This window comes from Vibrio sp. Vb2880 (assembly GCF_033337975.1).
GTDB classification, from domain to species: domain Bacteria; phylum Pseudomonadota; class Gammaproteobacteria; order Enterobacterales; family Vibrionaceae; genus Vibrio; species Vibrio alginolyticus.
Genome location: NZ_JAWORT010000011.1, coordinates 38,611 through 55,658, shown reverse-complemented (window position 1 = coordinate 55,658; position 17,048 = coordinate 38,611). Strand labels below are relative to the sequence as shown.

General features: G+C 45.3%; 17 protein-coding genes. 11 read left to right on the top strand and 6 right to left on the bottom strand.

Going from position 1 to position 17,048, the window contains the following annotated elements:
• The first annotated feature begins 7 nt into the window (after positions 1-7).
• The 4 genes from ribE to pgpA all read left to right on the top strand — a co-directional run bounded on the left by ribE (position 8) and on the right by pgpA (position 2,587).
• Positions 8-478, top strand: coding sequence for a 6,7-dimethyl-8-ribityllumazine synthase (ribE, locus tag R7M92_RS13590; RefSeq protein WP_005381572.1), 471 nt, complete (start codon positions 8-10; stop codon positions 476-478).
• Positions 478-945 carry a transcription antitermination factor NusB gene (gene nusB / locus R7M92_RS13585; RefSeq protein WP_005381571.1) on the top strand — a complete coding sequence of 156 codons (468 nt, stop codon included), beginning with the start codon at positions 478-480 and terminating at the stop codon, positions 943-945. The genes ribE and nusB overlap by 1 nt, the downstream gene beginning before the upstream one ends.
• Positions 946-1,023: 78 nt before the next feature.
• The gene (thiL, locus tag R7M92_RS13580; protein WP_213909972.1) at positions 1,024-1,989 is read left to right on the top strand and encodes a thiamine-phosphate kinase; all 966 of its coding nucleotides are present in this window, start codon (positions 1,024-1,026) and stop codon (positions 1,987-1,989) included.
• Between the two features lie 91 nt (positions 1,990-2,080).
• Entirely contained in the window at positions 2,081-2,587 is a 507-nt protein-coding gene (gene pgpA / locus R7M92_RS13575; RefSeq protein WP_005381569.1) for a phosphatidylglycerophosphatase A, read from the top strand.
• A gap of 47 nt (positions 2,588-2,634) precedes the next feature.
• Here the strand turns inward: pgpA and dxs are convergent, their stop codons facing one another.
• From dxs to xseB, 3 genes are read right to left on the bottom strand one after another with little or no spacing between them, the layout of a single operon-like run.
• Entirely contained in the window at positions 2,635-4,500 is a 1,866-nt protein-coding gene (dxs, locus tag R7M92_RS13570; RefSeq protein ID WP_005383623.1) for a 1-deoxy-D-xylulose-5-phosphate synthase, read from the bottom strand.
• 20 nt (positions 4,501-4,520) lie between these two features.
• Positions 4,521-5,405: a (2E,6E)-farnesyl diphosphate synthase gene (gene ispA / locus R7M92_RS13565; RefSeq protein WP_005383621.1), complete on the bottom strand. Its 885-nt coding sequence runs from the start codon at positions 5,403-5,405 to the stop codon at positions 4,521-4,523.
• Between the two features lie 21 nt (positions 5,406-5,426).
• Positions 5,427-5,669 carry an exodeoxyribonuclease VII small subunit gene (gene xseB, locus R7M92_RS13560; RefSeq protein ID WP_005381566.1) on the bottom strand — a complete coding sequence of 81 codons (243 nt, stop codon included), beginning with the start codon at positions 5,667-5,669 and terminating at the stop codon, positions 5,427-5,429.
• Positions 5,670-5,932: 263 nt separating this feature from the next.
• Here xseB and pomA point away from each other — a divergent pair, with 263 nt between their 5' ends.
• From pomA to rlmM, 7 genes are all read left to right on the top strand, one after another.
• Complete coding sequence (pomA, locus tag R7M92_RS13555; RefSeq protein ID WP_005381564.1) at positions 5,933-6,694, top strand: flagellar motor protein PomA; 762 nt, start codon at positions 5,933-5,935, stop codon at positions 6,692-6,694.
• Positions 6,695-6,708: 14 nt separating this feature from the next.
• Complete coding sequence (locus R7M92_RS13550) at positions 6,709-7,656, top strand: flagellar motor protein MotB (protein WP_042521210.1); 948 nt, start codon at positions 6,709-6,711, stop codon at positions 7,654-7,656.
• Positions 7,657-7,867: 211 nt separating this feature from the next.
• On the top strand, positions 7,868-9,316 hold the full coding sequence (thiI, locus tag R7M92_RS13545; protein ID WP_005383617.1) for a tRNA uracil 4-sulfurtransferase ThiI: 1,449 nt from the start codon (positions 7,868-7,870) through the stop codon (positions 9,314-9,316).
• A 510-nt stretch (positions 9,317-9,826) separates the two neighbouring features.
• Positions 9,827-10,747, top strand: a complete 921-nt coding sequence (locus tag R7M92_RS13540; protein WP_005383616.1) for a transcriptional regulator GcvA — start codon at positions 9,827-9,829, stop codon at positions 10,745-10,747.
• Positions 10,728-11,351, top strand: a complete 624-nt coding sequence (locus R7M92_RS13535) for an alpha/beta fold hydrolase (protein WP_154204797.1) — start codon at positions 10,728-10,730, stop codon at positions 11,349-11,351. Before R7M92_RS13540 ends, R7M92_RS13535 begins: the two co-directional genes overlap by 20 nt.
• Positions 11,341-11,739, top strand: a complete 399-nt coding sequence (locus R7M92_RS13530; protein ID WP_154204796.1) for a DUF423 domain-containing protein — start codon at positions 11,341-11,343, stop codon at positions 11,737-11,739. The genes R7M92_RS13535 and R7M92_RS13530 overlap by 11 nt, the downstream gene beginning before the upstream one ends.
• Positions 11,736-12,827, top strand: a complete 1,092-nt coding sequence (rlmM, locus tag R7M92_RS13525; RefSeq protein ID WP_017820611.1) for a 23S rRNA (cytidine(2498)-2'-O)-methyltransferase RlmM — start codon at positions 11,736-11,738, stop codon at positions 12,825-12,827. The genes R7M92_RS13530 and rlmM overlap by 4 nt, the downstream gene beginning before the upstream one ends.
• Positions 12,828-12,935: 108 nt before the next feature.
• Here rlmM and xni read toward each other — a convergent pair whose 3' ends face one another.
• The 3 genes from xni to R7M92_RS13510 form a co-directional block, all read right to left on the bottom strand.
• Positions 12,936-13,718, bottom strand: coding sequence for a flap endonuclease Xni (xni, locus tag R7M92_RS13520; protein WP_053350270.1), 783 nt, complete (start codon positions 13,716-13,718; stop codon positions 12,936-12,938).
• Positions 13,719-13,776: 58 nt separating this feature from the next.
• Complete coding sequence (gene ppnN, locus R7M92_RS13515; RefSeq protein ID WP_005383611.1) at positions 13,777-15,153, bottom strand: nucleotide 5'-monophosphate nucleosidase PpnN; 1,377 nt, start codon at positions 15,151-15,153, stop codon at positions 13,777-13,779.
• Positions 15,154-15,444: 291 nt separating this feature from the next.
• Entirely contained in the window at positions 15,445-17,010 is a 1,566-nt protein-coding gene (locus R7M92_RS13510) for a sensor domain-containing diguanylate cyclase (protein ID WP_171344828.1), read from the bottom strand.
• Positions 17,011-17,048 lie beyond the last annotated feature (38 nt).

The window sequence follows — 17,048 nt, the reverse complement described above, 5'->3', positions numbered from 1 at the left end:
AAAGCTTATGAAAGTGATCGAGGGTGGCTTCCCAGCGCCAAATGCAAAAATTGCTATCGTTATTTCTCGTTTCAACAGTTTTATTAACGAAAGCCTACTTTCTGGTGCGATCGATACACTAAAGCGTCACGGACAAGTAAGCGAAGACAACATCACGGTTGTGCGTTGTCCAGGTGCCGTAGAACTACCTCTAGTAGCTCAGCGTGTTGCTAAAACTGGCAAATTCGACGCTATTGTTTCTCTAGGGTCTGTTATTCGCGGTGGAACGCCTCACTTTGACTATGTTTGTAGTGAAATGAACAAAGGTCTAGCACAAGTGTCTATGGAATTCAGCATTCCAGTAGCATTTGGTGTTTTGACTGTTGATACGATCGATCAAGCGATTGAACGCGCAGGAACCAAGGCTGGTAATAAAGGTGCAGAGGCTGCACTAAGCGCACTTGAAATGATTAATGTACTATCTGAAATTGATTCCTAATGGGGGCCAGTGTGAAACCAGCCGCACGTCGTAACGCACGTCAATTCGCTCTACAGGCGATCTACTCATGGCAAATTACTAAAGAGAATGTTGCCAAGATTGAAGAACAGTTTTTGTCTGGCGACAAATACGATGAAGAAGAACTTCATGCATCTGAGCCAGCGCTTGCTGCTCCAGAGACAGACGTAGCTTACTTCCGTGAACTATTAAGCGGTGTTGTACTTAGCCACGCTGAGCTAGATAGCAAAATTCGTCCATACATCTCTCGTCCTATGCAGGATTTAGATATGATGGAACTTGCTCTTCTTCGCCTTGCTATGTACGAGATGACTCGTCGCGAAGATGTTCCTTACAAAGTTGTTATCAATGAAGCGATTGAACTTGCAAAAGTTTTCGCAGCAGAAGATAGCCACAAGTTTGTGAATGGTGTACTTGATAAAGCAGCACCTCACATTCGTAAGAAATAACGATTTCTTCAATGAAAAGGTCAGCACATGCTGACCTTTTTTGTATCAAAAGCTTTTACATCAAAAAGTAAGTGAATTATGTCTGGTGAATTTAATCTGATAGACAAGTACTTCGTCGGTCGTCAGAGCCAACGTAAAGATGTCCATCTAGCCGCTGGTGATGATTGTGCTTTGGTCAAAGCGCCAGCTAATGTTCAGATTGCGATTAGCACGGATACATTGGTAGCTGGAACGCATTTCTTAGCCGACGCGAACCCAGCATGGGTCGCACACAAAGCATTGGCTTCTAACATCAGTGATTTGGCGGCGATGGGCGCAACGCCTGCGTGGGTGAGCTTTGCATTAACGATGCCTGAGCCAGATGAAGAATGGCTTGCTCCTTTCTGTGATGCATTTTTCGAACTGGCTGATTACTATGGTATTCAGTTAATAGGCGGTGATACCACCAAAGGGCCATTGTGTCTGACACTCACGGTGCAAGGTTTTGTACCTGAAGACAAAGCGCTCACGCGATCCGGAGCCAAGTCTGGGGATTGGGTATATGTAACGGGAAACCTTGGCGATGCAAAAGCTGGCTTGGATGTGATTCTAGATGACTCTCTGCGCAGCAGAGCCGGCGCGGAAGCACTAGAGCGGGCTCATTACCTTAGCTCTCCGCGTGTGCTTGCTGGACAAGCTCTTGTTGGCTTAGCCTCGTCGGCGATAGATATTTCAGATGGTTTAATCTCTGATATTAAGCACATTTTACAGCGATCTCAGGTTGGGGTGAGTATTGATGTCTCTCAGCTACCGATCTCTTCAGAATTAGTTCAGTTTTTAGATGATAAGATCAGCGCGCAGCAGTATGCTTTAGCAAGTGGCGAAGAATACGAGTTGTGTTTTACCGTGCCGGAGCAAAATCGAGGCTCGTTACAAAGCGCTTTATCTCATACTGGCTGTAAGGTCACATGTATTGGTCAAATCCGACCAAATGGAACCTTCGAGCTGCATGATAACAATCAACCACTTGATTGGGACTTAAGTGGCTTCGACCACTTTAAATGATCTAAGCTAAGCTCTAGCCAAGAGCCTGTTACTATTGAGCAACTCACAGGCATGACGATTGAAACCAAACTAGCAGTATAGGTTTAAGGATATGACCAACCCTCTTTCTCTGATTTCATTAAAGAACCCGTGGCATCTATTGGCGACGGGTTTTGGCAGTGGATTATCCCCGTTTATCCCTGGAACAATGGGCACACTGGCGGCCGTGCCTTTCTTTTTGTTGTTGGCACAATTACCATTTACGGCGTATGTCATTGTTGTTCTGATTTCGTGTGTGATCGGCATTCAAATATGCCAAGTGACCTCTGCAGACATGAAAGTTCATGATCATGGTTCAATCGTATGGGATGAGTTTGCAGGCTTTTGGATTACGATGAGCATTGTACCTGCACTGAATATTCCACTCACTGAATGGAAGTGGTTGATCACTGGCTTCATCTTATTTCGTTTTTTCGATATGGTAAAACCTTGGCCAATTGGGTGGCTAGATAAGCGAGTTCACGGTGGGCTGGGTATTATGGTTGATGATATCGTGGCGGGAATTATGGCTGGTGTTGCCCTGTTTCTAGTCGCAAAATATGCGGGCTGGATGAATTAAACGTTGACCGTAAAAAAAGGGATGCTATGAGCATCCCTTTTTACATTCTATTTTGCTAAATAATCCAAGATGGATTTTTCAATTCCTTTTGCATCGAGACCAAGCTCTTCATGCAGTTCATCTTGTGTTCCCTGATGAATAAACTCATCTGGTAAACCTAGGTTCAACACAGGTTTAATGATTTTATCTTTCATCATGAACTCAACGACACCAGCACCAGCACCACCCGCGATAACATTTTCTTCTAACGTCACGAGCACGTCATGATCTGCGGCTAGTTGACGAATCAATGCCTCATCGAGCGGCTTCACAAAGCGCATATCAGCAACAGTGGCGTTAAGGTATTCTGCCGCTTCTAGCGCGTTGCCCAGGAAAGTACCAAAGTTCAGAATAGCAACTTTTTCACCTTGGCGAACCATGCGCCCTTTACCGATTTCTAACGCCGTAAACTCAGTTTCGATTTCTACGCCCATGCCGCTACCACGAGGGTATCGAACCGCACTCGGGCCAGAATGCTTATGGCCAGTGTAAAGCATTTGTCGGCACTCGTTTTCGTCACTTGGCGCCATGATCACCATGTTCGGAATACAGCGCATAAAGCTCAAATCGAACGCACCTTGGTGAGTTTGACCATCTGCGCCAACGAGACCTGCGCGGTCGATCGCAAACATCACTGGTAAGTCCATGATCGCGATGTCGTGGATCAATTGGTCATAACCACGTTGCAAGAAAGTCGAATAGATAGCAACGATTGGATGATCGCCCGCAATTGCCATGCCTGTTGCCAGTGTCACTGCGTGCTGCTCAGCAATCGCCACATCAAAGTATTGGTCTGGGTACTCTTTTGAGAAACGCACCATACCTGATCCTTCGCGCATTGCTGGCGTAATTGCCATTAGCTTAGGATCTTGGGCCGCCATGTCACATAAAAAGTCACCAAAGATCTTTGAGTAAGTTGGCTTACCGCCACTGCTTTTCGGTAGACAGTTATGCGTTGGATCGAATTTAGGAACACCATGGTAGCCGATAGGATCTTTTTCGGCAGGCTCATAACCTTTGCCTTTCTTGGTCATGATGTGTAAGAACTGAGGACCTTTGAGCTCACGCATGTTTTTTAGCGTTTTGACGAGTTCATTGACGTCGTGCCCATCAATCGGGCCAATGTAATTAAAGCCGAATTCTTCGAATAGAGTACCAGGCACTACCATGCCTTTTAGGTGCTCTTCCGTACGGCGAACCAACTCTTTAATAGGTGGAACACCAGACAGCACTTTCTTACCGCCTTCACGGATAGAAGTATACAAGCTACCAGAAAGTACTTTTGCAAGGTGGTTATTCAGGGCGCCGACGTTTTCTGAAATCGACATTTCGTTGTCGTTCAAAATCACCAACATATCAGGATGAACGTCGCCAGCGTGGTTCATGGCTTCGAATGCCATGCCTGCTGTAATTGCGCCATCACCAATCACACTGACAATTTTACGGCCTTTGCCTTCTTTTTGTGCGCTGATGGCCATGCCAAGGCCTGCACTGATAGATGTCGAAGAGTGACCGACAGACAACGTGTCATATTCACTTTCTTCACGCCAAGGGAAAGGGTGTAGACCATCCTTTTGGCGAATTGTTGGCATTTTATCGCGACGTCCGGTGAGGATTTTGTGCGGGTAAGCCTGATGACCAACATCCCAGATCAATTTGTCGATAGGGGTGTTGTAAACATAATGCAGAGCGACAGTTAGCTCTACGGTGCCTAAGCCAGACGCTAAGTGTCCGCTAGATTGGCTCACTGAATTTAGCAGATACGTTCGCAGTTCATCACACAGATTTGGTAATGTTTCTTTCGGAAGAAGACGTAATTCTTCCGGTGTATTTGCTAACGCCAGTGTTGGGTACTTTGAAATATCAAGAGTCATATAAATGCGCGCTTATAGTGTTAATTTTTGCGCTCGATGACATATCGGGCGAACTCTTCGAGTAACTGAGTATTGTATGGGATAGCTTCCAATGCTTGAAGTGCTTCCTGTAACAGAGTGTGAGCTTTCTCTATGGCTCCCTCTAAACCCAGCAGGGAAGGATAAGTGCTCTTATTCAGACCTTGGTCGGAACCTTGAGGCTTACCCAGTGTTTCTGTGTCACTGATGATATCAAGAATATCGTCTTGAACCTGAAACGCCAAACCAATTGCTTTTGAGTAGCGCTCCAAGTGAGGTAGAACCTCGATACCTTTCTCACCAGCAGCTAATGCACCTAATTTTACCGCACAATCAATCAGAGCTCCGGTTTTTTTACGGTGTATCTCTTCCATTTCTTCAAGAGAAACTTGGCGATTTTCCGCGCCTAAATCTAAGGCTTGCCCTACACACATGCCGCTGGCACCAGAGGAATGCGCTAATGCTTTGATCATGTTGATGCGTTGAGCTTCTGCCGCCGGGCTTAATTGACCATCAGCAATAATAGTGAAGGCAAGAGTTTGTAGTGCGTCACCTGTCAGTATTGCGGTTGCTTCATCAAACTTAATATGACAAGTTGGTTGACCTCGACGCAGTTCATCATCGTCCATGGCTGGCAGATCATCATGAATGAGTGAGTAGGCATGTATACATTCGATAGCAGCGGCGGGGGTGTCTAAGTCTTCAGGTTTACAGCCGAGCATTTGACCTGTGATGTAAACAAGAAAAGGGCGAACGCGTTTTCCACCTAGCAAAAGGCCGTATTTCATTGCTTGAATCAATGGCTGCTCTTGATATGGAAGCTGATCGAGCCACAAATTCAATTGCTGATTGTTTCTTTGTTGAAAAGACGTCAATGTCTGTTGCATCACATTGCTCACTACTGATTGTTATTCTGAATCTGGTTTGAAGTCACTCAGTGGTGCTTCATCATCTTCACTAAGAAGAATACTCACGCGCTGTTCGGCGTCGCTTAATTTAGTTTGGCCTGCACGAGCTAAGGCAATGCCTCGTTCAAACTTACGCAGGGCATCATCTAGAGCAAGATCGCCATTTTCTAATTGATCAACCAAGCTATCAAGCTCTTCAATGGTTGCTTCAAAGGTCATGTTTTCTGGTTTCTTGACCGCCATCTTTTTTCTGCCTTAATCAAGCCTCGGGTAAGATGCACGAAAGTTACCTTAGCCTAGTAACTTGGTCAAATTTAACCTTATATAATTGTCACAAAATTAGCGTTCAACGAGTCTAAGCGGTGAAACCCCATATTTTGGTTGAGGTTGTTAAGTGTAATTTGTGATCCATTAGCTAAGATTTTTCTAAAAATTCTGCGCGAGTTGTCGATACAGGTAATAATCCGCCCAATGGCAGTATTTGAGTATAGCGTGAGGAGTGCTTTGTGGATTTAGCAACCCTATTAGGTTTGATTGGTGGTTTTGCATTCGTCATTATGGCGATGGTGCTTGGTGGCAGCATCGGCATGTTTGTCGATGTCACGTCGATCCTTATTGTCGTTGGTGGCTCAATATTCGTCGTGTTGATGAAGTTCACAATGGGACAGTTTTTTGGTGCGACAAAGATTGCTGGCAAAGCCTTCATGTTTAAAGCGGATGAACCCGAAGACCTGATCGCAAAAATTGTGGAAATGGCCGACGCGGCACGTAAAGGTGGTTTTCTTGCTCTTGAAGAGATGGAAATAAACAACACATTCATGCAGAAAGGCATTGATCTACTGGTTGATGGCCATGATGCCGACGTTGTGAGAGCGGCACTCAAAAAAGACATCGCGCTTACGGATGAACGACATACGCAAGGTACTGGTGTATTTCGCGCCTTTGGCGACGTTGCTCCTGCGATGGGAATGATTGGCACCTTGGTTGGTCTTGTTGCGATGCTTTCAAACATGGATGACCCTAAAGCGATTGGACCAGCAATGGCCGTTGCACTCTTGACCACATTGTATGGCGCGATCCTGTCCAATATGGTGTTTTTCCCTATTGCGGATAAGCTTTCTCTTCGCCGTGACCAAGAAACGCTAAATCGCCGTTTGATCATGGATGGCGTATTAGCGATTCAAGATGGCCAAAACCCGCGAGTGATCGATAGTTACTTGAAGAACTACCTCAATGAAGGTAAACGTGCCCTTGAGATTGACGAGTAACTTGGAGAGTCGTGATGGATGATGAAGATAACAAATGCGATTGTCCGCCACCTGGCCTCCCGTTATGGATGGGGACATTCGCAGATTTGATGTCGCTGCTGATGTGTTTCTTTGTTCTTCTGCTCTCGTTTTCTGAGATGGATGTACTGAAGTTCAAACAAATTGCAGGATCAATGAAATTTGCCTTCGGTGTGCAAAATCAGCTTGAAGTGAAAGACATTCCCAAAGGCACCAGCATTATTGCCCAAGAGTTTCGACCGGGTAGGCCGGAACCTACTCCGATTGATGTTATCATGCAGCAAACCATGGACATCACTCAGCAGACGCTCGAATTCCATGAAGGAGAGTCTGATCGAGCTGGTGGCACAAAACGTGATGAAGGCAAGTTAACGGGTGGGCAATCGCCAGAAACGTCAACTCAAAACAATGAGTCTGCCGAAGCGGACATGCAACAACAGCAATCTAAAGAGATGTCGCAAGAGATGGAAACCTTGATGGAAAGCATCAAGAAAGCCTTAGAGCGAGAGATTGAACAAGGCGCCATTGAAGTTGAAAACCTCGGTCAGCAGATTGTTATACGTATGCGTGAAAAAGGTGCATTCCCAGAAGGTTCGGCCTTCTTGCAGCCTAAGTTTCGTCCTTTAGTTCGTCAGATTGCAGAGCTAGTAAAAGACGTGCCAGGCATTGTTCGGGTATCTGGCCATACAGACAATCGACCGCTAGACTCGGAACTTTATCGTTCTAACTGGGATCTCTCTTCTCAGCGTGCAGTATCAGTCGCGCAAGAGATGGAGAAAGTGAGAGGCTTCTCTCATCAACGTTTGAGAGTGCGGGGTATGGCGGATACGGAGCCCTTGTTACCGAATGATTCTGATGAAAATCGTGCGCTTAACCGACGGGTTGAAATCAGCATTATGCAAGGCGAGCCTCTCTACAGTGAAGAAGTGCCAGTAATTCAATAACTAGGCTTTAGTTTTAAGTCAGTAAAGAGATAAGAAAGCGAGCAGATTGCTCGCTTTTTTTGTTTTTCCAATCCGCTTGGGTGTATAATCTTGCGCCTTAAAAGTGAGCTCAGACTACTTTTTGTGACTGAAACGCGGTTTTACTGCGTATGAAGTATTGAAGTTGAGTGTCACTCTTTGTTGATTGCGAAACTAACCTGCGAATTAGACTATGAAATTTATTGTAAAGCCCCATCCAGAAATTTTTGTAAAAAGTGAATCTGTGCGTAAGCGCTTCACAAAGATTTTAGAGTGCAACATTCGTAACATCATTAAGAGCCGCACGGAGTCTGTCGCGGTATTTAACCGTCGTGATCACATTGAAGTGACCTCTGAGAGTAACGAATTCCACGCTGAAGTTCTTGAGGTTTTGACTCATACACCAGGTATTCACCACGTACTGGAAGTGAAGCAAACTGAATTTAAAGACTTGCACGATATCTTCGAGCAAGTACTAGAACTCAACCGTGCTGCACTCGAAAATAAAACCTTTGTTGTACGTGCGAAGCGTCGCGGCAAGCATGACTTTACCTCCATTGAACTAGAGCGTTATGTAGGCGGTGGTTTAAATCAAGCGATTGAAAGCGCTAGTGTTAAGCTACGAAACCCAGACGTGACGATCAAGGTAGAAGTCTCGAACGACAAGCTAAACCAAGTATTGTCTCGTCATAAAGGCCTAGGTGGTTTCCCTCTGGGTACGCAAGAAGACGTGTTAAGCCTGATCTCGGGTGGTTTCGATTCTGGTGTTTCAAGCTATCTTCATATCAAGCGTGGTTCAAAAGTACATTACTGCTTCTTTAACTTAGGTGGTCCAGCACACGAAATCGGCGTTAAGCAGGTTTCTCACTACCTATGGAACAAATACGGTTCTTCAGCAAAAGTACGTTTTATCTCAGTTGATTTCGAGCCTGTGGTTGCGGAAATCCTAGAGAAAGTCGATGACGGCCAAATGGGCGTGATCTTGAAGCGTATGTTTATGCGTGCAGCAGGCATGATCGCTCAGAAGATGAAGATCGAAGCATTGGTAACAGGTGAAGCACTAGGTCAAGTATCGAGCCAAACGCTAACCAATCTACGCCACATCGATAACGTAACTGACACGCTGATTCTGCGTCCACTTATCAACTGGGATAAAGAAGACATCATCAATCTAGCACGTGAAATCGGCACAGAAGATTTCGCAAAGACAATGCCAGAATACTGTGGTGTTATCTCTAAGAAGCCAACCGTGAAAGCGGTGAAAGGCAAGCTAGAAGCTGAAGAAGAGAAATTCGACTTCAGTATCCTTGAGCAAGTGGTTCAAGAAGCTCGCATGATGGACATTCGTGATATCGCGAAAGAGTCTGAGCAAGCCGCACCAGAAGTAGAGCAAGTTCAAGCGGTAGAAGAGCACGCGGTTGTGCTAGATATTCGTAGTCCTGAAGAGGAAGACGATAACCCACTTGAAATCGAAGGTGTGGATGTGAAACATATCCCTTTCTACAAGCTGGGTACACAGTTTGGTGACTTAGACCAGTCTAAGACATACCTACTTTACTGTGACCGCGGTGTGATGAGCCGTCTGCAAGCGCTTTACTTGCAAGAGCAAGGCTTCAGCAACGTAAAAGTTTACCGTCCATAGCTGACTGTTAAAATACGTTAAAAGGCGCAAATTGAGACATCAATTTGCGCCTTTTTTGTTTTTGATCGCGTTACAGACAACCATTACTTAGCATAATGTTGAGGCTCATCGCAAAGCCATACACTTTGTGTTGATATAACGATAATTAATCCGAAAGAAGAGTAATAAAGTGATATTGCTGCCAGATATGCGGATGAGATTTTTGATAGATAAAAAAACACCGCCTAATTTAGGCGGTGTAACAAATTTGACAGACAGGTCAAAAATAAATACAGGAAGTATATGTTTTGTCACAGGGAGTGTGGACAAAACATTATGGTAGAAATCTACCTAACTCGAAATACGAGTTTGCAAACACAACATCGCAACAACGAAGCCAATTGATTTCCAAAGAAATCAAGCCGTTCAGGCCCGTGTTGCGGGGTGAAATATAGAATTTATCTGGCTGTTCGACAACGGACATTTTATAATGTTTCAGATTAAAAAAACTAATCCTATTAGAGGTCCCATATGTCTCGCAGATTGCCTCCATTAAATTCGCTTCGAGTCTTCGAAGCGGCTGCTCGTCATCTCAGTTTTACACGAGCAGCAGAAGAGTTATTTGTTACTCAAGCCGCGGTCAGTCACCAGATTAAAGCGCTTGAAGAGTTCTTATCATTGAAGCTCTTCCGTCGACGTAATCGTTCTTTGTTGTTAACAGAAGAAGGCCAAAGTTACTTTCTCGATATCAAAGATATTTTCACCTCGATTGCGGAAGCGACAGATAAGGTGTTGGAACGTAGCGAAAAAGGGGCATTGACGATTAGCCTACCGCCGAGTTTTGCTATCCAATGGCTTGTACCTCGTTTGGCCGATTTTAATGCTCAAGAGCCCGATATCGATGTACGTATTAAAGCCGTAGATATGGATGAAGGCTCACTGACTGATGATGTTGATGTGGCGATCTACTATGGCCGTGGGAACTGGCCAGGTTTGCGAGCAGATAAATTGTACCAAGAGTTTTTGATCCCACTTTGTTCACCTTCATTACTTTTGGGTAACAAACCATTAGAATCTTTAAGTGACCTCAAATTACATACTTTGTTACACGATACTTCGCGTAAAGACTGGAAGCAGTTTGCTCGTCATTACAACATTGAAGGCATCAACGTAAACCACGGTCCTATTTTTAGTCACTCAACGATGGTGCTACAGGCTGCTGCGCACGGTCAGGGGGTCGCGCTCGGTAACAACGTACTCGCCAAACCTGAAATGGAAGCCGGGCGACTCATTGCACCATTCGACGAGGTGTTGATATCTAAGAATGCATTCTATGTGGTGTGTCATGAACAGCAGGCAGATATGGGCCGAATCGCAACGTTTAGAGATTGGATGTTAGCAACCGCGAGAAAAGAACAAGAGGAAGTATTGGATGAATCACTGGATAGCTGAGGGACCTGAAAACGGACCGCTGTTTATTTTTGCTCACGGCGCAGGTGCGGGGATGGAGCATGACTTCATGACAGCGGTCGCCAAAGGATTAGTGGAGCAAGGTATTCGTGTAGTGCGTTTTAATTTCCCTTACATGGTGAAACGTTCGGAAGATGGCAAAAAGCGTCCGCCCGATCGAGCGCCAAAGTTGCTCGAAGCATACAGCGAAGTGATCGCTCACTTTACTTCTTCTCCCGTGGTTATTGGTGGTAAGTCAATGGGCGGTCGTATGTCGAGCTTGTTGGCTGAAAATGAGCTGGTGGCGGGCATTGCCTGTTTAGGGTTTCCATTTCACCCGCCGGGAAAGCCAGAGAAATACAAAGGCGAGCACTTAGCAACCATTGAGAAACCTACGCTGATTCTGCAAGGGGAACGAGACACCTTTGGTAAGCGTGAGGAATTCGATGATTTCGTCCTTTCGTCACAAGTAACGGTGAGCTTTTTACCTGATGGTGACCACAGCTTCAAACCGCGCAAGATCTCAGGTCATACTGAAGTGGGTAACATTGCACTCGTGATAGAGCAGTTAGCGGCGTTTATAAAAGAGGTGTACAGTGAAAAGTAAGTGGTTACTCTCATTCTCTGGTTTTTCTGGGCTGCTTTCGGTCGCTCTTGGAGCATTTGCTGCTCATGGGCTAAAAGCGACACTGGCCCCTTATTTGCTCGGTGTATTTGAGACCGGAGTTCTGTATCAATTTATTCACACGTTGGCGATTGTGTTTTGTGCCATTCTGCTTCTGCTCAATTTGGGACAAAAAGCACAAAAATATTTTTTCATTGCGGCGATTTGCTTTATTATCGGCATCTTTTGTTTTAGCGGCAGTCTTTACGCGCTGGCGCTGACGGGCATTAAGTGGTTTGGGCCAATTACTCCTGTGGGAGGATTACTGTTCATGATTGGTTGGTGTCTGTTCTTTTTTGCTGCGTTCAATATCAAAGAGGTCTCCAAGTGAAACAACTAATGCTCTATTGCCGTTCTGGCTTTGAGAAAGAGTGTGCTGGTGAAATTCAGGACAAAGCGACACAGTTGGAAGTGTATGGCTTCCCTCGTGTGAAGAGAAACTCAGGTTATGTTGTCTTCGAGTGTTACCAAGATGGAGATGCCGACAAACTTGCGAGAGGTTTAGACTTTAAGTCTTTAATTTTTGCTCGACAAATGTTTGCGGTAGCAGCTGAGTTTCAATCGTTGCCAAGTGATGACCGCATTAGTCCAATTTTGAATGAACTAGCAGACATTGAAGCATTCCCTCGTTGTGGTGATTTGAGAATTGAAACGCCAGATACAAATGAAGCGAAAGAGCTACTGAAATTCTGCCGTAAGTTTACCGTCCCAATGCGTCAAGCGTTGCGCGGCAAAGGCTTAATGCTGAACAAAGATAACGCGAAAAAACCAGTACTGCACATTTGCTTTGTTGAGCCTGGCCACTGTTACGTTGGTTACTCTTACACTGACAACAACTCACAGTTCTTCATGGGTATCCCTCGCCTTAAATTCCCAGCAGACGCTCCAAGTCGTTCAACACTTAAACTGGAAGAAGCATTTCATGTCTTTATTCCACGTGAAGAGTGGGATGAGCGTTTAGCACCAGGTATGTGGGGTGTGGATTTAGGTGCATGTCCAGGCGGTTGGACGTACCAATTAGTGAAGCGCTCAATGTTCGTTCACTGCGTTGATAACGGCATGATGGCAGACAGTTTGATGGAAACTGGCCAGATCAAACACCATATGGTGGATGGCTTTAAGTTCGAACCAGACCGCAAGAACGTAACATGGATTGTTTGTGACATGGTGGAAAAGCCAGCTCGTGTTGCTCACCTGATGGGACAGTGGCTGTTAAAAGGTTGGGCAAAAGAGGCTATCTTTAACCTTAAGCTGCCAATGAAAGGGCGTTATGACGAAGTGCTGCAAGACCTTGAAAATCTGAAGCAGTTCCTCATTGATAATAAGGTAAAGTTCAAGCTACAAGCTAAACATTTGTATCATGATCGTGAAGAAATCACGATTCATATCCAATGTCTGTCGAATATTTCACCTTACTAACTTTATTCCCTGAGTCTTTTGGGGATAGTGATTAGAATAGAAAAAGCGCCTTCAAATGGCGCTTTTTTAATATCTGAGGGTTTCATGGTGTGAAACTACCATCGGGCACTACTCCGCTTTGTTTGGCCCTAAAAAGCGAATATCTTGCAAGTTAAAGCCTAGTTCGATATCGCACTTTAAAGCGGCGACGCGTTTACATAAACGAGCAGACTCAATGTGCTCATCCAATTTTTTACGGTATTTCGGTACGAGATCTTCACTAGCGTAGGCAGCTTCAATACTCTCAAACTGAGTGAGAATCTCTTTCGCTGCTTTCGGGCCAATTCCAGGTACGCCCGGAACCTGGCTAGAGCTTATCCCTGTCAATCCCCAGTAATCCGCTAGTTGACTTGGTTTTACGCCGAACTCTTTTTCGATAAATGGTTCATCTAACCAACGATGTTGGAAATAATCACGGATTTGTAGGGTAGGGGAAAGTAGCTGGCAGTAACCTTTGTCAGTCGAAACGATGGTGACTTTTTCACCATGGCTGGCCACTTTCGTTGCGAGTGTAGCAACCAAATCATCTGCTTCATCGCCTTCAGACAGCAATGAATCAATACCTTGCTCCCACCACGCTTGTTGAATCGCATCTAACCCTTGCAGTAGTGGCAGAGGCATTGGTTTTCGGTTTTGCTTATAGTCAGGGAGAATTTCAGCGCGCCAACCTCTGTCTTGTTCGTGGTGATCAAAAACTGCGATGATGTGTGTCGGGTTGGCCTCTGACAGAATGCGAGTGAGGGTTCTTTGCGTTGTGCTTATGGTTCTTGCTATGTCGGTTGGATCTGGTTGTGCTGAGTGCACTCGGCGGATCAGGTTTAGGGCATCAATGATAACAAGATGAATAGACATAATGACTTAGCAATAAAAAAGGGGCGTAATGCCCCTAGTGTAACGAATGCTAGCCTGACTATCGACCACCAATTTCCGGGTGAGCGATTCGATAACACGGTTCGTAGTCTGAACCGCCAGGTAATTTCATTCGGTGCTGTTCGACAAAGTCTTTTAGCAACTTATCGAGTTTTTTCATGAGGACTGCGTCGCCATGAATGGTGAAAGGCCCTCTACGTTCTATTTCTCGAATGCCTTCAGCCTTTACGTTACCTGCCACTATGCCAGAGAAGGCTTGACGCAAGTTGGCCGCTAAAACTTGCGGTTCTTGATCTAGGCTTAAATCCAATTGTTCCATCGACTCATGAGTAGGCTCGAATGGCAGTTGGAAGTTTGGCTCAATTTTCAATGACCAGTTAAAGCTGTACGCATCGCCTTTCTCTTTTCGGTGAAGGCGTACCGAGTCCATGGAGCGTTTCATAATACGAGCGACTTCTGCCGGGTCGTCAATGATGATCTCGTAGTGCTTTTGCCCTTCCTCACCAAGTGTGTCGCGAATGAACTCATCAATAGAGCGGAAGTACTCTTCACTCTCTTTTGGTCCTGTTAATACGATAGGCATTGGTTGATCGGCGTTATCCGGGTGCATCATGATGCCAAGAATGTACAGTAGCTCTTCCGCTGTGCCCGGGCCTCCTGGGAAAATAACGATACCATGAGCCATACGGACGAAAGCTTCCAAGCGCTTTTCGATGTCGGGCATGATGACCAGTTCATTTACTATTGGGTTTGGTGGCTCGGCAGCAATAATCGAGGGTTCGGTTAAACCAAGATAACGTTGCTGAGTATAACGTTGCTTTGCGTGCCCAATTGCTGCACCTTTCATCGGCCCTTCCATTGCACCAGGGCCGCAACCTGTGCAGATGTTAAGTTCACGCAGGCCCAGTTCGTTACCCACTTCACGTGTGTACTGATACTCCACTCCATTGATAGAGTGACCACCCCAACATACGACAAGATTAGGTGCGATACCTGGAGTTAATGCTCTGGCATTACGAAGAATGCCGAACACGAGGTTCGTAATGTGAATTGGGTTAGTAAGGTTGAGCCGCTGGGCGTCTGCCAAATGCATGTTTACGTAAACGATATCACGCAATACGGAGAACAGATGCTCTTGGATACCTTTAATTATTTCGCCGTCAACAAAAGCGTGCTCTGGCGGATTAGTCAGCTCAAGCTTAATACCACGCTCACGACGCACGACGTTGACATCAAACGATTGGTATTTATCGAGCAGTTCTTTCGAGTTATCGGTATGGCTACCGGAGTTCAACACCGCTAATGTGCAATTACGGTACAGCTGATAAAGTTCACTCGAGGCTGTGTTCTTTAAGCGCTCTACTTCTAGTTGAGATAGCAAGTCCATGCTACCAGCGGGGCTTATATGGGTAATCATAACGCCTCCTTGTGTTGCATTAATTTGAGGGAAAGTACCAACTTACCTTTTTGGTGTTATACGTATGGTTTGATGAAAGGTAGTTGGCCGATTTGGTTTTATGGTTATCAACTCCCAAGCAACCTCAAGATGATACATTTGCCTTTTATAAATACATCATCTTGAAGTGACTTGGGTTTTTACAGCTTAGCAGACTAAAAGGGAAGAAATGTGATAACTCGTTGAAAATGGGTGGTTATAAAGCGAAGATTGCACTAAATTTGGTTTTTTTGCTCGCTTTTTGTACGAATCTTAGCTCCAGTTAAGCTGGTTTGTTCCACGTTTTTTAGCGTCCGCAAGCATCTTGCCAAGACGATCGAGCACATACTCTGGCGTATCGGACTCTTTGAAAGACGTCGATACAGCAGCTAAGGTAATCATGATATTTTGCTCACGGAACTTAAAGGGTAATTGGCTAATATCACGCTGGATATGCTTAATAAGATCCAGTGTGTATTCTTCAGATTGTTCCGGGACGAGTAGAATGAACTCCTCGCCACCAAAGCGAGCCACTGTTTCCGTTTCTGATACGCGCTTGTTAATAGTACGAGCGATGATCTTCAGCGCTTTATCGCCAGCCGTATAACCATAGCTATCATTCACCGCTTTGAAATTGTCTACATCAAACAGCACAACACGAAGGTTTTGCTGAGAGCGAATCCAACGGCGATACTCTAGCTCTAGTCGATCGTTAAATGCAGTGCGGTTATAAACTTTAGTCAGCGGGTCGAGCAACATACGCTGAGCTTGGTCATCTAAGCGTCGACGATAATCTTGCGTAGTTTCAAATACCGCTTCGAGTTGGTTCTTACTGTAACTTAACCGCTCTTGCAGCGCTTGCTCTCGCTCTTCCGTCATTTTCAGTCGCTCTGTCAGCGACGCCATTTTTTCGAGAAGAGGCGTGATTTCTTTTTTCACAACCGCGATATCTTGAGCTTGATTAAGTGACTTTTGGCTTAATTCAACCAAGCTGTTCATTTCTGTGTTGAGCTCTTGGCGGTGTTCAAAGTTGGTATGATGCTGGTCGACGTTCTGATGAACGGTTTTTAGGTTACTTGCGAGAGAAGTGTTCAGCTGATCAAGGAATTGGCTAGACGCCTCGCGCTCGAACTTTGTTGCTTCGACAACCAATTTCAGCGTTGAGAGCGTAAGCTCAATGAGAGACTCGGCACTCACGCCAAGGAGCAACTTAGCGCGAATATCCAGCAATCTATCGCCTGATTCTCCCTCGAAATCCAGCTCTGTAATAGTATGTTGAAGGTCGCTGGCCAAGCATTCAAGTTGAGATCTGTCAGGATTGTTTTCAAATTCACTAAGATGTAGACGTGAATTAGACGTAATGATTTTCAGAGCGCGTTCGTAAATACTCAGTAGCTTAGTGGCTTGATCAGCTTTATTGCTGGCGTGAACTTCAGAGAAACTCATCAGGTTCCGTAGTTCACGTTTTAACTGCGCGGGTAAGCCCGTGACACGTTGCAGTGTTTCACCACTGTGCTTGATTTGTTCGTCAAGGTAACCGTTCTGTTTATCCATCGTCTTCGACTGCTGTTTGAGCATCCTCTCTAATACCGCTAAACGCGGGATAAGAGTGCTGATATCTTTTTGATGTTGCAGCTCTTGTTGGATTTCAAATAGGTAGTTGGATACCTGAGTGTTCGAACCCTGGCAAGCTGAAGACAATGATGCCACAACGCGTTTAAGAACTTGTTGTTCACGTTTGAATTTGAGTGAAGTATCACGATGAGTCAGTCTGAGTTGGTCAAGTTGACAACTCAGCTGATGCAGCTGCGACTGAATATCGGATTCCAAGATTCCCATGAAGTGACTACGGTTAAGTCCATGTACTACTGACAATT

Coding starts and splice junctions, on each gene's coding strand:
- dxs (WP_005383623.1), bottom strand. CDS start 4,500: ATGACTCTTGATATTTCAAAGTACCCAACACTGGCGTTAGCAAATACA.
- R7M92_RS13510 (WP_171344828.1), bottom strand. CDS start 17,010: ATGGGAATCTTGGAATCCGATATTCAGTCGCAGCTGCATCAGCTGAGT.
- thiL (WP_213909972.1), top strand. CDS start 1,024: ATGTCTGGTGAATTTAATCTGATAGACAAGTACTTCGTCGGTCGTCAG.
- xseB (WP_005381566.1), bottom strand. CDS start 5,669: ATGGCGGTCAAGAAACCAGAAAACATGACCTTTGAAGCAACCATTGAA.
- R7M92_RS13535 (WP_154204797.1), top strand. CDS start 10,728: ATGAATCACTGGATAGCTGAGGGACCTGAAAACGGACCGCTGTTTATT.
- xni (WP_053350270.1), bottom strand. CDS start 13,718: ATGTCTATTCATCTTGTTATCATTGATGCCCTAAACCTGATCCGCCGA.
- pgpA (WP_005381569.1), top strand. CDS start 2,081: ATGACCAACCCTCTTTCTCTGATTTCATTAAAGAACCCGTGGCATCTA.
- R7M92_RS13550 (WP_042521210.1), top strand. CDS start 6,709: ATGGATGATGAAGATAACAAATGCGATTGTCCGCCACCTGGCCTCCCG.
- nusB (WP_005381571.1), top strand. CDS start 478: ATGGGGGCCAGTGTGAAACCAGCCGCACGTCGTAACGCACGTCAATTC.
- thiI (WP_005383617.1), top strand. CDS start 7,868: ATGAAATTTATTGTAAAGCCCCATCCAGAAATTTTTGTAAAAAGTGAA.
- R7M92_RS13540 (WP_005383616.1), top strand. CDS start 9,827: ATGTCTCGCAGATTGCCTCCATTAAATTCGCTTCGAGTCTTCGAAGCG.
- ispA (WP_005383621.1), bottom strand. CDS start 5,405: ATGCAACAGACATTGACGTCTTTTCAACAAAGAAACAATCAGCAATTG.
- ppnN (WP_005383611.1), bottom strand. CDS start 15,153: ATGATTACCCATATAAGCCCCGCTGGTAGCATGGACTTGCTATCTCAA.
- ribE (WP_005381572.1), top strand. CDS start 8: ATGAAAGTGATCGAGGGTGGCTTCCCAGCGCCAAATGCAAAAATTGCT.